The following is a 14,985-nucleotide window of genomic DNA, read 5'->3' as shown; positions in this document are numbered from 1 at the left end:
AAGTGACTTCGCAATTTATACCAGCTACCTGTTCAATTCTCACTTAATATGCTTGATTCTATCCACAGCCATTTGCTTTTTCTTTCTTCTATCCACAAACTTCTACACAGTTTTTTTAGAAGTGGCAAGGATTTTTTCGTTGGCTACATTTATTTGCTTAATTTAACCACTGTCTCCACATGCGGTGTATGTGGAAACATATCCATAATCTTAACCTTTTCAACCGTATACCCAGCTTCTATAAGGCCCTTTAAGTCCGTAACCAAGGTTTTAGGATTACAGGATACATAAACTATATCAGGAGCATTAAACTTTATAACATAATCTAAAGCCACTGGATGAACTCCTGGTCTTGGTGGGTCTAATATTATAACATCTGGTTTTTCAGTTACAGTTTTTATAACCTTAGCCACATCGCCAGCTATAAATTCACAGTTGTTTAAACCATTTAATTTAGAATTTTCATTTGCAGCTTTAACGGCTTCTTCTATAAGTTCAATACCTAGAACTTTTTTAGCATTAGGTGCTACTATCTGGCCAATGGTACCAGTACCACAATAAAGGTCAAAAACCACCTTTGAAGAAGCATCTCCTAAAAATTCTTTAACTATGCTGTATAACTTTTCTGCACCCTTTGAATTAGTTTGAAAAAAGGATTCTGGGGCTATTTTAAATTTAAGGCCCATAAGTTCCTCAATTATATAATCTCTACCATAAAGTACTTTTATCTCATCTGCTTGAACCACATCTGAAAAACTATCATTTATAGTATGTAGAATTCCTTTCAACTCTCCAGCATAACTTAAATTTAAAAGACTTTCTTTAAATTCTTCTAAATTGAAGTCTATCTGTGATGTAGTTACTAGATTTACTAATATTTCACCTGTATTTTTACCTTTTCTTATTACTAAGTTTCTTAAGTATCCTTCTCTTTTCATAACTCTATAATAAGGAAGTGGATTTTTTCTAAAATAATTTACTGTAAAATCCAAAATTTTTCTAAAATCTTCATCTACTATTTTGCAATTATCCACATTAACTATTCCAAAACTTTTTCCTTTTATATGCATTCCAAGGGTTAATTCTCCACCCTTTTCTTCATCTCCAAAGGTGAATTCCATCTTATTTCTATACTCAAATTCTTCAGGACTTGTTTCTATTCCTAAGAATTCATAATTCTCAATACCTGCATTATGAAAAAGGTCTAATACTTGCTTATGTTTTAATTCAAGCTGTTTTTCATAAGGCAGAAATTGAGTTGTACATCCTCCACATAAATTAAAATGAGGACATGATGGTTCCACTGCATAATCCACGTTTTCTATTACTTGTAATAATTTCGCTTCTGCTGTATCTTTTCTCTTCTTAGTAATTCTAGCTAGTACCTTTTGTCCTGGAATTCCATTCTTAATAAGTACTTTCGTGCCATCCTGAACTGCTACTCCAGTGCCAGGGAATTGAGTTTCTTCTATATAAAATTCGTATTCCTTGCCTTTTTTCAATTCTTATTCTTTCCTTTCTTGAACTTCCTTTTTACTTAATTTCTGTCCTAAAGTTTCTTTTACTTTTGTATTTTCCATTATTACTGGATATAAAATCAATAATACTATCATAAATATTATGAAAAATCCTTTGTAATCTACAACATAATATCCAAATATAAGTCTTAATATAAGATCCAGCAAACCTACACCTGCAATTGAAACAATTCCTACTACTGCTGTATCTACAACAGCTGCTTTTAAAGAATTACAGCTGAATTTTGTATGAGGTTTTTCAACTTCATTTACTACTACTGCAGCACTCTTATCTTCAGCAACAACTACATCTGTTTCTTCTGATTTGTATGCCAATGCTTTAGCTTCCTCTAGTGCTTTAGCTTCTGCTGCTAATTTTGCTTCTTCTGCTGCTTTAGCTGCTGCTAGTTTTGCTTCTTCTTCTTCTATTAATCTTTTTTGTTCCTCTTTGTTTTTATTTTTAAGCTCTTCTAAAAACTGCTTTTTTGCTTCTGCTTCATCTATTAACATTTCTTCTTTAATCTCTTCTTTATTCTCATCCATCTTCCTATTCCTCCCAAAAAATTCTGTTTCCGTAACAAGTATATTATGCTATACTATTGTCTTTATGTAAATAGCTATTTTACTAAACAAAAATATGCAACTTAATATTTTAACTCTTATTTAATAAAATTCAAAAATATTTACACTTCCATAAAAACACCTTATAATCACATTTATAAATAAATTTGAGCTCCTTTTAATTATAATACAATTTTCTCTAAATGAAACTTCTATTTATAACTATTAAATTTTTTGAAACAATTTGTTAATATATTATTATAGAATTATACACATAATAGTTTTATAATCATTTATAATGTGTTTTTTATCCGATCGCTACCATTGCTAACACCCCCCATCTTTTTCAAAGTGGGGGATAAGCACTGCTACGCGCCTGGATAAGTTCTTCTAAGACTCAGATGTAGAGAGGTATTCCTCACAAGCAAACTCCACCTGAGTCTAAGAATCACTTAATGCTTCGGAGGAAATGAAATGAAAAAAGCAAAAGTACTTATTAGTACATATATAGATGTAATATTATTTATAATTTTGGTATGTGCAAAAGCACTCATATACGGAAGACAGCTGGAATCCGGTTACTTTTCATATACTTCTTTACTTTACCCAATATTCGCCTCTATTATAATCCTTGTATCATTTTCTTTAATTTTAAACAGCAAAATTCGTACTAAATTTTTATATATATGCAATTTAATCATAACCATTTTTTTAATAAGTGACTTAAATTACTTTAGATATTTTAAAGATGTAATATCAATACCTGTGCTTATAAATGGCTTTCAACTTGGAGCAGTAAAATCCAGTGTAAGCAGTATTATAAAATTCACTGACTTTTTTTATGCTTTAGATCTCATATTTATACCTATAATAATTAATAAATATAAATCTGAAAAAGCTGAAATTACAACTAAGCTTTCAAAAGCTCTAATTTTTTCAGTATTATTAATTGTAGGTATAATTATCGATACCCATAACTTTTATTCCCTATCAAAGGATCAGCCAAAACTTTTAACCACCATGTATAATAAAGTATACATAACAAAAAAATTAGGAAGTATTAATTATCACTATTTAGATTTTTATAATTTCATATCCTTTAATATAAGCCGAAAATCTCCTGTATCTAAATCAGAAGAAACATCTATACAAACTTTTTTTCAAGATAATTCTTCTCATAACAATAATTTAAATGGAGCTGCAAAAGGTAAAAATCTCATTATGATTCAAGTTGAAGCTCTTCAAGAATTTGTTATTAATGCTAAAGTAGATGACAAAGAGATCACTCCAAATTTAAATAAATGGATAAAACGCAGTGAATACTTCAATAATTTTTATTATCAAATATCTGCTGGAGGAACCTCTGATGCTGAATTTATGACTAACAATTCCTTATATCCAGCTTCATCTGGTGCTGCGTATTTTTTGTATTGCGGAAATGAATTTAATGCTATGCCTAAAAGTTTTAAAAAATCTGGTTACAATACAGCTGCACTTCACGGATTCAGAGAAAGCTTTTGGAATAGAAATGTAGTATATAAAAAATTTGGTTTTGATAATTTCTATGGTGAAAAAAGCTATAATATTGATGAAAATGTTGGTTTAGGTTTAAGCGACAAATCTTTCCTAAATCAATCTATAGATAAAATAAAAAAATTAGATAAACCCTACTATTCATTTTTAATAACCTTAAGCAGTCATTTTCCTTATGATGATGTTGATAATTATGGTAACTTTAATGTAGGTTCTTATGAAAACTCTCTTTTAGGTAACTATTTAAAATCAATACATTACACGGACGAACAGCTAGGAATATTCTTTGATAAATTAGAAAAGGAAGGTATTCTAAAAGATTCTGTTGTAGTACTATATGGCGATCATTATGCTATCCCTAAGGAGCATGAACAAGAACTATGTAAATTTTTAGGTAAAAACTCTCTATCTGATATAGAATGGTTGAAACTTCAAAAGGTTCCAATGATGATTCATTTTCCTGATGAATCCATTAAGGGAGTAAACAATATATATAGCGGTCAAATGGATATATATCCTACAATAGCTAACCTTTTTAATTTATCTGATAAAAATTTTATGGGAAAAGATCTTTTTAATTCTTCTGAAGGGAATATTATATTTAGAGATGGTTCTTTTATATATAATAACTATTATTATGTTAGCCAAAAAAATTCTTACTATAATATATCCACAAACCAAAAAATTGATGAAACTGATGCTCTAAAAAAGAAAAAGGAAGATGTATTAAATCAACTTCAATATTCAGATGAAATATTAAAGCATAATTTGTTAAAAAAATTTAAATCCAACTAATAGAACTTTTTAAGCCAGCCTGATAATTTTATGTTAGAATTAATGGAGATAATTAAAATGACTAAGTATTGGCGGTGTTTTTTATGACAATGAATCTAATCTTTTTGTGTGTGGCTGGTTTTTTTGCTGCTTTTGTTGATTCCATTGCAGGAGGAGGCGGAATTATAAGTGTTCCAGCTTTTTTACTAGCAGGAGTTCCACCTCATATAACTCTTGGTACCAATAAATTTTCTTCTACTTGTGCATCATTTACTAGTTCTCTTAAATTTATGCAGTCCGGAAAAGTAGATTTAAAAATTTTAAAGTTTTTGCTTCCTTTTACAGTTATAGGTGCTGTTTTAGGTGTAAATACAGTACTTATTATAGATGCAAAATATCTTAATATGATAGTTCTAACACTATTATTATTTGTAGGAATATATAGTTTATTTTCCAAAAGTATTGGCAAAGAGGACAAGTTTAAAGGTTTGTGTAAAAAAAGCTTAATTTTAGGTATACTCCTTGCTTTTTCTTTAGGCTTTTATGATGGATTTTTTGGTCCCGGAACAGGATCTTTTTTAATATTTGGACTTATAGGTATATATCAATTCGATTTTGTGCGTTCTGCTGGAAATGGAAAAGTAATGAACTTTGGAAGCAACATTGCATCCTTAATAATGTTTGCTTTTAGAGGTCAAATTAACTACAAGCTGGGAGTTCCTGTTGCTATATTTATGATAATAGGAGCGAAATTTGGTACTAAAGTAGCGCTTAAAAATGGTGCAAAAATTATAAAGCCACTTTTTGTAACCATGTCTTTGTGTGTAGCTTTAAAAATACTTTATGGTGCCGTTAAATAGTTATTTAACTTTCACAATTTTAAAAAATTGTGACGTTATAAAGAAAATATCACTCTTTTCAAAAAAATAAACCAAAGCAGTTTATTGTGGTTAAGATCACACTAAGCTGCTTTCTATATTCTATAGGTGGATCGCCAGAGAAATCAGCGATAACAGATTGTTAAAATTTAATGCTTAAGAAGATTCTATAAATTATGTAGATTGGGTTGGAAAGAATATAGCATATAATAGTTGAAAGTTCAATTAATATATGCTATTATAAATATAACATAGTTGAACTTTCAACTACATTTATAGGAGGTGAAGTCTTATTAAAGATTTAGATAGCCCTATATTAAGAGAGATAGGAGCTCTGTCTCGCTGCATTAATTCTATAAGCGACCTGAAATTTAAAGAAATACATCTACAAAAAGGTCAATTTACATTTTTAACAAGGATATGTGAAAATCAAGGAATTAATCAAATTGATTTATCAAACCTTTTAAAAGTAGATAAAACTACTACAACAAAAGCTATACAGAAACTTATTGAAGCAGGATATATAGATAAAAAAAGGGATGACATTGATAAAAGAATGTGGAGACTTTATCCAAAGGAAAAAGCACTGGAAGTATACACATTTATTATTGAAGAAGAAAATAGAAATATTGAGGTTTGCTTTAAGAATTTTAACAGCGAGGAAAAGGAACTAGTCAATAAATTAGTTAAGAAAATGAGAGAAAATATTGAAAGTGATTGGAAAGAAATAAAAAATTTTTAGGAGGATTTTAGAATGAGAAAAGCAGTTATTGAAGATACAAAAGAAATTATGCAAATCATAAAGGAAACTATTGCAGAAATGCGAACCTACAATAATACGCAGTGGGATGAAAATTATCCTCAGGAAAAAGATTTTATGAAGGATATCCAAAGAGGAGACTTATATGTAGCAGAAAGAGAAGGAAAGTTGGTTGGTTTCGTATGCATTAATAAAGTAGAACCAGTTGAGTATACTGGGTTAAACTGGTCATTGAAAGAAGATTGTATGGTTGTTCATAGAATGGCAGTTAATCCGAACTACAGAAGAAGTGGGATTGGTACTGAATTAATGAAATTTGCTGATGAATTAGCTTTAGCTAACAATATAAGATATTTAAAAACAGATACCTATTCAATAAATACTAAAATGAACGCATTATTTAAAAAATGTGGTTATCACTTAATTGGAGAGATGAGTTTTTTAGGAAAGGAAAAGCCATTCTATTGCTATGAAAAAAATATTAAATAATGATAAATAATTTAATTGAGAATGGTGTGTAGTTATAAATCCACACCATTCAGTTTTATTTTATAATTTGAAAGGTGCTAATAAATTGAATAATTATATTAATGCTATAAATCAAGTTGCAATCTTAGCTTTGATAATGGGCGTTGGTTCTTTTGCAGGAAAGAAGAATTTAATTAATGATGAACTAAGTAGAGGGTTATCTAACATATTAACGAATATTGCATTACCTGCATTAGTAGTAAGTTCCTTTATAATAAGTTATTCTAAAGAATTATTGGGCAGCATGCTAGAGATTTTTATTATATCAGTTATATTTCATGTTGCTATCATACTAGTTAGTAGGTTTGTTTTAGGTAAATATAACATTGATAAACAGCAAATAATTAAATTTATGTTTATATTTCCTAACGGCGGGGCAATGGGAGTGCCTTTAATATATGGACTTTATGGTCAAATTGGAGTTCTCTACTTATCAATTTTTTTAATCCCATATCAGATACTATTTTGGACATATGGGGAAGGGCTTTTCTCTCATGAATCAAGTGGCATTGCCTTAAAGAAGTATTTAAATAATCCTAATATAATTGCTGTAGTAGTCGGGTTATTCATATTTATGTTATCTATAAAAGTACCTTTCATAATAAAACAAACACTTAGTGATATAGGAGCTGTTACAATGCCTTTATCTATGATGATAATAGGTGAGAAGGTTGCTTCAATGAAATTTAAAGAAATTATATTTGATAAGGATGTATACTTTTGTTCATTTATGAGACTTATAATTGCTCCTATTATAATGTTTGTTATAATAAGCTTTCTTAATTGGACACCTTTAATAAAAAACATCTGCATAGCAGCAGAGGCAATTCCAACCGCTACTGTTACGGTGCTGTTTTGTGAAAAGTATAATTATAATACGATTTTAGCTTCAAAGTGTGTTTTAGCTACACACATTCTATCTATAATCACCATACCTATTATGCTTTTGTTTTTAAGATTTAAATAATCTATTTGTTTTATATAATTTAAGCACTATAAGGAGACGTTATTCATGAAAAAAAGGTTCTTTCTTTTCTCATTTCACGCAGCAACTAAAAAAATGAACAATTCGCAAAAGCACCACATAATTCAAAAAGTTGAATTACGTGGTGCTTTTGCGTCACATTACAAAGATAAAATGTACTTATTGTAAATTTTCTTCCGATTAATTAATAACTTAAAAAAACTTTTTAGCAGCCATGCTGGACATTTTAGCACAAGCTAATCCTAAAATCACTCCTGCAAGCACATCTGAAGGATAATGAACAAATAAGTATAATCTTGAAAAAGCAATTAAACTTGCTAATAATAATGCATATAAACCATACTTCTTTGAATTAATCATCACAACCCCAGCGGCTGCAAAGCTAGCAGCAGTATGTCCTGAAGGAAATGAATAGGACTTAGGACTTTTCACAAGCATTTTCATTGTAGGCACGTCTACACATGGTCTTGTCCTTTGAACGACATGCTTTATTATTCCTTCTCCTAAAATAGTAACTAGCATTAAACTTAATGCCATAATTATTCCAACTTTTCTATATTTATTACTCATTAAAAGCAATATGGTTATGAAAACCCAAACTAATCCGCCACTTCCTAAAGACGTTATTACAGGCATTACTTTGTCCATTAATGATGTATGCATTTTTTCTTGTATAAATATTAATATATTCATATCTATGTTTTGTATTAAATTCATATTTAAAATATACCCTTCATAAGTTTAGTCAGTACATTATACTACATATATATTGTATAAACAATATTCAATAATTGTAATAAAATTTATATATAGTTTTTTATAATATCTCCGAACCTTATTATAAAATATAGTTATTATACCAATATTTGAATATAATAAGTGATATTATATATCTGTTGCATTAAATCATGCAAAAGCATAAAGGGAGGTATTCAAAATAATGAAAGAAAAAAAAGGTAATGCTATGGCATTATTGCCACTAGTTATATTTATGCTGCTATTTCTTGGCGTTTCAATTATAATGAAAGATTTTTATAAAATGCCTGTAATTGTAGCATTAATAATTGCATCTACTATAGCTATACTTCAAAACAAAAATATACCTATAGAATTAAAAGTTGAGAGATTTTGCAAGGGTGCTGGAGATTCTAGCATCATACTGATGTGTTTAATTTTTATTTTAGCAGGTGCTTTTGCTGAAGTCAGCAAATCTATGGGTGCTGTAGATTCTACTGTAAATTTAGGACTAGCTGTTTTTCCACCTAGTTTTATGGTAGCTGGTATATTTGTAATTGGTTCTTTTTTATCCATGTCACTTGGAACTTCTGTTGGAACAATAGTAACTCTATCACCTATTGCAGTTGGAATATCACAAAAAACAGGTCTTCCTATAGCATTTTTAATTGCTGCTGTAGTCAGTGGTGCTATGTTTGGTGACGGTCTATCTATGATATCAAATTCTACTGTAGCCGCTACTAAAACCCAGGACTGTGAAATGGTAGATAAATTTAAAGCTAACTTTAAAATAGTACTTCCTGCAGCTATTTTAACATTATTGATATATGCATTTTTAACTTTTGGTATGCATGTTAATCACTCAGGACCTTATAATTATCAATTTATTAAAATATTGCCTTACATAGCTGTATTTGGAGTAGCCTTAACAGGCTTTAACGTAGTGTTAGTACTAATTGGAGGTATTGTACTTGCATCTACAATTGGTCTTATTTATGGATCTTTTGATATATTCACAGTATTTCAGCTTTGCGCCAAAGGTATTGCAGGTATGGAAGACATATCTATGATATCCATATTAATTGGAGGTATTGGCGAATTAATAAAATTCAATGGCGGAATAGATTATCTATTAAATACAATACAAAAAAGAGTTCATTCTAGGAGAGGTGCTGAATTTGGTATAGGATTATTAGTTAGTTTAGTAAATTTATGTACTGCTAATAATACCGTTTCTATAATTATAGTTGGTTCTCTAGCCAAAGATTTATCTGAAAGCTACGGTGTAGATAGAAGAAAAACTGCCAGTCTTTTAGATACTTTTGCTTGCTTTATACAAGGCTGTATACCTTATGGAGCTCAACTTTTAGTTGCCTCTGGTCTTGCAGCAATTTCACCATTCCTGATAATGAAATATCTTTGCTATCCGTATCTTTTAGGCATAGCATCTATATTTGCTATAATACTTGGAGTACCTAAATTTAAAACTCCAGCTAAAAGTGCGTTAAAACTAGAAGACGAAGATTCTTCCTCCATCGGAGCTTAAGAATGAATAAATTATATACTTTTTAGTGCATTGCGTGTACATATAATAGATTATTGTTACAAATATACTTTTTACTTAATAAAAGTATATATAACAATGCAATTAGATGCGTACATTTGAAGTTACTAGTTTGGATTTTAACTTTTATGCAGTGATATATGATAAGGGTGTCATCACATTAGCTAAATTGTTTTAATATTATTCTTAGCTCAAAATTTTTGAAAGCCTTAGAACTTTAGTCCTGTCTGAGGGAACCGAGTTTGACAAAGTTCTTAGGCTTTCAAAAATTTCGAGCTTTAGAATAAATCAGAAACTCCTCTTCGTTTCCTCAGAGGAGTAAGCGATTCGCACAAAATCATAGATTTTGGCTCTCTGCTTAAAACATTTAGCCGTGATGACACCCTTATCACATATCACGGAATGAAAGTTAAAATCCAAACCTCTACTGCAACCTACATCGTAATGTACTTATTATATTACTTTAATTCCTTCATTAGGTTAGCCATTTCTATAGCAGACATAGCTCCATCCCAACCTTTGTTACCTGCTTTAGTTCCAGCTCTTTCTATAGCCTGTTCTATACTATCTGTAGTAAGTACGCTGAATATTACAGGTGTTTCTGATTCTAAAGATACATGTGCTACTCCTTTTGATACTTCACTAGATACATAATCAAAATGTGGTGTAGAACCTTTAATTACAGCGCCAAGACATATAACAGCATCATATTTTTTCATAGCTACCATTTTTTTTGCTACTAGTGGAATTTCAAAAGCTCCTGGAACCCAGCTTATTTCTATATTATCTTCTGTTGCTCCATGTCTTTTTAAACAATCTAATGCTCCTGATAAAAGCTTAGATCCTATAAATTCATTAAACCTTCCAACTACTAAACCAAATTTTAATGTTTCTGCACTTAATTTTCCTTCATAAATTTTCATATTTATACCTCCAAATTTTAAATAAAATTAATCACTTTCTGTATTATAAATTAAGTAAGTGTCCTAACTTTTCTTTTTTTGTTTTCATATAATCCATACTCTCTTTTGAGTATTCCATTTCTATTGGTACTCTTTCTACTATATTTATTCCATATTCAGAAAGTCCTGATACTTTTTTAGGATTATTAGTAAGTAATCTTACACTATTTACTCCTAAATCTTTAAGAATTTGAGCTGCTATACCATAATCTCTTAAATCAGCTGGGAATCCTAATGCAAGATTTGCTTCTACTGTATCCATACCCTGTTCTTGAAGTGCATAAGCTTTCAATTTATTTAAAAGTCCTATACCTCTTCCTTCTTGTCTCATATATACGAGTACTCCTCTGCCTTCTTTTTCTATTTGAGTTAAAGCTGCTGCTAATTGATCTCCACAGTCACATCTTAAAGAATGGAAGGCATCTCCTGTAAGACATTCTGAATGAACTCTTACTAATACTGGTTCATCTTCAAAGTTTTCTCCTTTTACAAATGCTACATGATGTTCTCCATTTAAAATATTTTTATATCCTACAGCCTTAAAATCTCCAAATCTTGTTGGTATATGAGCCTCAGCTGCATTTTCTATAAATTTTTCTGTTTTCTTTCTGTAAACTATTAAATCCTCTATAGTTATAATCTTTAAATCGTGTTTTTTTACAAACTCCATAAGCTGTGGAGTTCTTGCCATAGTGCCATCTTCATTCATTATTTCACAAATTACGCCTGCTGGAGAAAGACCTGCTAATCTTGATATATCTACAGCAGCCTCAGTATGTCCATTTCTTACAAGTACTCCTCCATCTTTAGCTTCAAGAGGGAAAATATGACCTGGTCTTTCAAATTCTTCTCCTGTGCACTCTGGATTTACAAGTTTCTGTATTGTTAAAGCTCTATCATAAGCTGATATACCTGTAGAAGTTTCTACTGCATCAACAGATACTGTAAATGCTGTTGAAAATTTCTCACTATTATTACTTACCATATGATTTATATTAAGCTCTTTAAGTCTTTCTTTTGTCATAGGTGTACATATAAGGCCTCTTCCAAACTTAGCCATAAAATTTATAGCCTCAGGGGTTACCTTCTCTGCAGACATAAGAAGATCTCCCTCATTTTCACGACTTTCATCATCTATTACTACTATCATTTTTCCTTCTTTTATATCCATTAAAGCTTCTTCTATACTATTAAATTCAAATTCCATTTCTATCTCTCCTTCAACACTTTAGTTATTAACTGCTCTATAGTTAAATTTTTATTACAAATCATTAATTAATCATCTACATAAATCCAGCTTCTCTTAACATAGCTTCTGTTATTTTAGATTCTTTTTTTTCTTCCTTTTGCTTCATAAAAACTAATCTCTCTACATATTTTCCTATTAAATCACACTCGATATTTACCTCTTCGCCAAGGTTCTTTTCATAGAGAGTGGTTTCTCCTTTAGTATGTGGTATAAGAGAAACACTGAAAGATTTTTCATTTACTTCTGCTACTGTAAGACTTACACCATCTATAGTTATTGATCCTTTAAGCACAATATATTTTAATGCATCATCAGGAACTTCTACAGTAATCCAGGTAGCTATATCTTCATTCTTTATGTTAACTACTTTTCCTGTGCAATCTATATGCCCACTAACTATATGTCCACCTAATCTGTCACCTAAAGCCAATGCTCTTTCCAAGTTTACTAAGCTGCCTTTTTTTAAATTATTTAAACTACTTCTTCTCATAGTTTCAGGCATAACATCTACAGTAAAACTATTATGTTTAAAACTTGTTACTGTAAGACAAACTCCATTTACAGCAATACTATCTCCAAGCTTAACATCTTCTAATACCTTTTTAGCTTCTATATTAATTTGTGCAGAATTTATGCCTTTAGATATACTTAAAATTCTTCCAACCTCTTCTATAATCCCAGTAAACAACGAGACACCTCCTTTTAAGTATTAATTACTAATCTATATATTCTAATTGTTAAAGTACCCTTCAATGAGTAAATCCTCTCCAACGTTTTTACAATTCATTTTATTGATTAATACAGCATTCTTTAAAATTTCAATACCGCTGCCTTCAACTGGAGTTTTAGCTGAAGCACCTCCTAAAATTTTAGGTGCTATAAAGCATAATATTTTATCTACTATTTTAGAATCTAGTGCAGAAAAATTAAGTTCTCCTCCACCTTCTAAAAGAATACTATCTATACCTTCTTTTCCTAATTCCTTCATCAAGTATTTTAAATCTACTCTATTATTATCTTTAGGAGTTATTATTATTTTTATCCCCTTTTGTTCTAACTCTTCTTTCTTTTTTGCATCAAATTCTTCAGTACATGCTATTATAATTTTTCTTTCGTTTAAAGTTGTAAATATTTTTGATTCCACAGGTATTGAAAGTTTAGAATCTACAATTATAGCTGTAGGACTTTTACCATCTTCTATAAACCTAGTAGTAAGTAGTGGATTATCTTTTTTAATAGTTCCTATTCCAGCCATTATGCCCATTACCCTGTTTCTGATAGTATGCACATATTTTCTGGATTCTTCTCCTGTTATCCACTGTGATTCTCCTGTTTTAGTAGCTATTTTTCCATCCAAAGTCATAGCCGTTTTCAATATCACGAAAGGAGTTTTTTCTGTAATATATTTTATAAATATTTCATTTACTTTTTTTGCTTCTTCCTCTAAAACTCCTACAATTACTTCTACTCCATTTTTCTCTAGAAGTTTAATTCCATTTCCTGCTACTAAGGAATTAGGATCTTTCATAGCTATTACTACTTTTTTAATACCAGCCTTTAAAACAGCTTCTGCACAAGGAGGTGTTTTCCCATAATGCGAACATGGTTCTAAAGATACATAAAGCTCTCCCCCCTTTGCACTTTCACCAGCTTCTTTCAAAGCATATACTTCTGCATGAGGTCCTCCGTAAAATTTATGGTACCCTTGTCCAACTATGTTTCCATTGTTGACAATTACTGCTCCTACTAAAGGATTGGGATTTACATTTCCTTGTCCTTTTAATGCCAAATTTAAAGCCATCTTCATGTAATATTCATCTAAATTTTTTTTATTATCGTTCAAGACTTTCCCCTTCCTCCTAATATATATTTTCAATTTAATTACTTATTTTGTAAATTTTTGAAATAGATGATTATAAATATTGCTAATTTCTTCTAAAATAGTTTATAAAAAAACTAAATCCCTGAAGAAACCTTCAGGGATTATTATATGCAAAACATTTAAAAGCATACTAATTGCTTAGTACTAAAATTGCATCTTTCTTTCTTTTATCCAGACTTTACTGTCGGTACTGGAATCTAACCAGTTCATGCTGAATTATCAGCTCGCGGACTTTACCGCCGATCGGGAATTTCACCCTGCCCTGAAAGCTTTTATATTAAGTTTTATTACAGGTTTAATATACACCATTCTGATAATTTTGTCAATTATTAATTAAATTCTAAATTTTCAACTTAGGCATCTTTAAAAAGTGTATAATATACTTGTATGTATTTGCTAATTAATGGAGGTATATGAAAATGGAAGTAGTGCTCGACTTTGATTTTAAATTGGATAAGCAGCAAGTTATAGATACTTTAAAATCCTATTGTGAAACTATAACTGATGAAGAGATAAGTTCTTTATATGAAAAGCTTTTACCTAATTTATATGAATGTGTACAACCCTCTGCTATATTCACTATAGCAGAAAAAAATAAAGACTTTACTTTCGAAGTAATAGAAGATTATAAATATGTCTTTTACTGTCTAGTCACCATTGGTGATAAAATTTCTGAAAAAGTAAACGAATTTTTTTCCTATGCTAAAATGAAGGAGGGAATGGTATTAGATGCTATGGCTGCTTCCTATTTGTTTGAAATAAGCTCTCAATTATTTAATCACATACATGATAAAGCCGAGGAATTAGGATTAGGTCTTAGTTATAGAATAGCACCTGGAGATGGTGAAATTCCTCTATGGTACCAAAAAAACATTTTAGATGAACTTGATTCTAAAAATTTTCTAGATATATATGTAAACGAAGATTTCATGCTTACATCACTGCGATCTATGGCTTATATCTATGGCGCAGATAAAAATAAACCTTTAAGTAATGTAGACCATGACTGCAGTAGATGCCCGAATAAGGAACAGTGCAGTATGAGAAAGAAATAAAT

At 30.1% G+C, this 14,985-nt stretch carries 14 protein-coding genes, 1 pseudogene and 1 riboswitch; of the genes and pseudogenes, 8 read left to right on the top strand and 7 right to left on the bottom strand.

Annotation, left to right across the window (positions count from 1 at the left end; translation table 11 throughout):
- Positions 1-149: 149 nt before the first annotated feature.
- Entirely contained in the window at positions 150-1,502 is a 1,353-nt protein-coding gene (rlmD, locus tag Ccar_RS23965; RefSeq protein WP_007063929.1) for a 23S rRNA (uracil(1939)-C(5))-methyltransferase RlmD, read from the bottom strand.
- A 3-nt stretch (positions 1,503-1,505) separates the two neighbouring features.
- Positions 1,506-2,060, bottom strand: coding sequence for a hypothetical protein (locus tag Ccar_RS23960; RefSeq protein WP_007063930.1), 555 nt, complete (start codon positions 2,058-2,060; stop codon positions 1,506-1,508).
- A 492-nt stretch (positions 2,061-2,552) separates the two neighbouring features.
- On the opposite strand from Ccar_RS23960, the gene Ccar_RS23955 reads away from it, so the two are divergent.
- The 6 genes and pseudogenes from Ccar_RS23955 (at position 2,553) to Ccar_RS23935 (ending at position 7,518) form a co-directional block, all read left to right on the top strand.
- Positions 2,553-4,406, top strand: coding sequence for an LTA synthase family protein (locus Ccar_RS23955; RefSeq protein ID WP_007063931.1), 1,854 nt, complete (start codon positions 2,553-2,555; stop codon positions 4,404-4,406).
- 83 nt (positions 4,407-4,489) lie between these two features.
- Positions 4,490-5,245: a sulfite exporter TauE/SafE family protein gene (locus Ccar_RS23950; RefSeq protein WP_034826684.1), complete on the top strand. Its 756-nt coding sequence runs from the start codon at positions 4,490-4,492 to the stop codon at positions 5,243-5,245.
- 310 nt (positions 5,246-5,555) lie between these two features.
- Positions 5,556-5,774 (top strand): annotated as a pseudogene (locus Ccar_RS27700) (MarR family transcriptional regulator); the annotation flags it as partial.
- 45 nt (positions 5,775-5,819) lie between these two features.
- Entirely contained in the window at positions 5,820-6,005 is a 186-nt protein-coding gene (locus Ccar_RS27695) for a hypothetical protein (RefSeq protein WP_007063934.1), read from the top strand.
- A 12-nt stretch (positions 6,006-6,017) separates the two neighbouring features.
- Positions 6,018-6,512, top strand: coding sequence for a GNAT family N-acetyltransferase (locus Ccar_RS23940; RefSeq protein ID WP_007065080.1), 495 nt, complete (start codon positions 6,018-6,020; stop codon positions 6,510-6,512).
- Positions 6,513-6,597: 85 nt separating this feature from the next.
- Positions 6,598-7,518, top strand: coding sequence for an AEC family transporter (locus Ccar_RS23935; RefSeq protein ID WP_007063937.1), 921 nt, complete (start codon positions 6,598-6,600; stop codon positions 7,516-7,518).
- A 210-nt stretch (positions 7,519-7,728) separates the two neighbouring features.
- Here Ccar_RS23935 and Ccar_RS23930 read toward each other — a convergent pair whose 3' ends face one another.
- Positions 7,729-8,253: a phosphatase PAP2 family protein gene (locus tag Ccar_RS23930; protein ID WP_007063938.1), complete on the bottom strand. Its 525-nt coding sequence runs from the start codon at positions 8,251-8,253 to the stop codon at positions 7,729-7,731.
- A gap of 223 nt (positions 8,254-8,476) precedes the next feature.
- Between Ccar_RS23930 and Ccar_RS23925 the strand changes: the two genes are divergently transcribed.
- On the top strand, positions 8,477-9,817 hold the full coding sequence (locus tag Ccar_RS23925) for a Na+/H+ antiporter NhaC family protein (RefSeq protein ID WP_007063939.1): 1,341 nt from the start codon (positions 8,477-8,479) through the stop codon (positions 9,815-9,817).
- A gap of 476 nt (positions 9,818-10,293) precedes the next feature.
- Here the strand turns inward: Ccar_RS23925 and ribH are convergent, their stop codons facing one another.
- The 4 genes from ribH to ribD all read right to left on the bottom strand — a co-directional run bounded on the left by ribH (position 10,294) and on the right by ribD (position 13,853).
- Positions 10,294-10,758 carry a 6,7-dimethyl-8-ribityllumazine synthase gene (gene ribH / locus Ccar_RS23920; RefSeq protein WP_007064228.1) on the bottom strand — a complete coding sequence of 155 codons (465 nt, stop codon included), beginning with the start codon at positions 10,756-10,758 and terminating at the stop codon, positions 10,294-10,296.
- A gap of 43 nt (positions 10,759-10,801) precedes the next feature.
- Positions 10,802-12,004, bottom strand: a complete 1,203-nt coding sequence (locus Ccar_RS23915; protein ID WP_007065081.1) for a bifunctional 3,4-dihydroxy-2-butanone-4-phosphate synthase/GTP cyclohydrolase II — start codon at positions 12,002-12,004, stop codon at positions 10,802-10,804.
- 76 nt (positions 12,005-12,080) lie between these two features.
- Positions 12,081-12,734, bottom strand: coding sequence for a riboflavin synthase (gene ribE, locus Ccar_RS23910; protein ID WP_007064230.1), 654 nt, complete (start codon positions 12,732-12,734; stop codon positions 12,081-12,083).
- Positions 12,735-12,776: 42 nt separating this feature from the next.
- On the bottom strand, positions 12,777-13,853 hold the full coding sequence (ribD, locus tag Ccar_RS23905; protein ID WP_179945266.1) for a bifunctional diaminohydroxyphosphoribosylaminopyrimidine deaminase/5-amino-6-(5-phosphoribosylamino)uracil reductase RibD: 1,077 nt from the start codon (positions 13,851-13,853) through the stop codon (positions 12,777-12,779).
- Positions 13,854-14,083: 230 nt separating this feature from the next.
- Positions 14,084-14,202, bottom strand: a riboswitch (FMN riboswitch).
- Positions 14,203-14,347: 145 nt separating this feature from the next.
- Here ribD and Ccar_RS23900 point away from each other — a divergent pair.
- A complete protein-coding gene (locus tag Ccar_RS23900; protein WP_007062840.1) occupies positions 14,348-14,983 on the top strand; it encodes a hypothetical protein in 636 nt (211 codons plus the stop codon).
- The last annotated feature ends 2 nt before the right edge of the window (positions 14,984-14,985 follow it).

It is taken from the genome of Clostridium carboxidivorans P7 (genome assembly GCF_001038625.1).
Taxonomy (GTDB): Bacteria; Bacillota; Clostridia; order Clostridiales; family Clostridiaceae; genus Clostridium_AM; species Clostridium_AM carboxidivorans.
Note: the sequence above shows the minus strand (reverse complement) of the source record. Positions and strands in the feature narration are given on the sequence as shown.

What these genes read in the sequence shown, in the direction of transcription:
- Ccar_RS23900 (WP_007062840.1), top strand. Translation starts at nt 14,348, where the DNA reads ATGGAAGTAGTGCTCGACTTTGATTTTAAATTGGATAAGCAGCAAGTT.
- Ccar_RS23955 (WP_007063931.1), top strand. Translation starts at nt 2,553, where the DNA reads ATGAAAAAAGCAAAAGTACTTATTAGTACATATATAGATGTAATATTA.
- ribD (WP_179945266.1), bottom strand. Translation starts at nt 13,853, where the DNA reads ATGAAGATGGCTTTAAATTTGGCATTAAAAGGACAAGGAAATGTAAAT.
- Ccar_RS23925 (WP_007063939.1), top strand. Translation starts at nt 8,477, where the DNA reads ATGAAAGAAAAAAAAGGTAATGCTATGGCATTATTGCCACTAGTTATA.
- Ccar_RS23950 (WP_034826684.1), top strand. Translation starts at nt 4,490, where the DNA reads ATGACAATGAATCTAATCTTTTTGTGTGTGGCTGGTTTTTTTGCTGCT.
- Ccar_RS23915 (WP_007065081.1), bottom strand. Translation starts at nt 12,004, where the DNA reads ATGGAATTTGAATTTAATAGTATAGAAGAAGCTTTAATGGATATAAAA.
- Ccar_RS23960 (WP_007063930.1), bottom strand. Translation starts at nt 2,060, where the DNA reads ATGGATGAGAATAAAGAAGAGATTAAAGAAGAAATGTTAATAGATGAA.
- Ccar_RS27695 (WP_007063934.1), top strand. Translation starts at nt 5,820, where the DNA reads ATGTGGAGACTTTATCCAAAGGAAAAAGCACTGGAAGTATACACATTT.
- ribH (WP_007064228.1), bottom strand. Translation starts at nt 10,758, where the DNA reads ATGAAAATTTATGAAGGAAAATTAAGTGCAGAAACATTAAAATTTGGT.
- Ccar_RS23930 (WP_007063938.1), bottom strand. Translation starts at nt 8,253, where the DNA reads ATGAATTTAATACAAAACATAGATATGAATATATTAATATTTATACAA.
- Ccar_RS23940 (WP_007065080.1), top strand. Translation starts at nt 6,018, where the DNA reads ATGAGAAAAGCAGTTATTGAAGATACAAAAGAAATTATGCAAATCATA.